Source organism: Neolewinella lacunae (assembly GCF_014349155.1).
GTDB classification, from domain to species: domain Bacteria; phylum Bacteroidota; class Bacteroidia; order Chitinophagales; family Saprospiraceae; genus Neolewinella; species Neolewinella lacunae.
Genome location: NZ_JACSIT010000011.1, coordinates 1 through 275 on the forward strand (window position 1 = coordinate 1; position 275 = coordinate 275).

The 275-nt window shown below is 60.7% G+C and carries 1 protein-coding gene; it reads right to left on the reverse strand.

Features of this window, described 5'->3' with window-relative positions; translation table 11 throughout:
* Window positions 1–275 (reverse strand): hypothetical protein (locus H9S92_RS00055; protein WP_187464692.1); only part of this gene is annotated, 275 nt, incomplete at both ends.

A 275-nucleotide genomic window follows, 5' to 3' on the forward strand; every position in this document is an offset into this window, starting at 1 on the left:
AAGGTGATCCGGTAGTCGTGGATGCCGTAAACGGTGATCCGCTGCTGGCAGACCTGTACGTTGGTCAGGCCCTGACCGTCGGTGGCCGTGAAGGTACGCGTGAAGCTACCCACACCACAGCTGTTGACGTTACCCGTGATCGTTTCCGTGATCGTCACCTCGCAGTTGTCCACTCCAGCGGCAGCACCAAAGACGGCGTTGCGCTCCTCGATGGTCGTCTCCGTGATGTCGGCGGGAAGGGCGGCGTTGTACTCAATGCAGCTCAGCGTAACCGG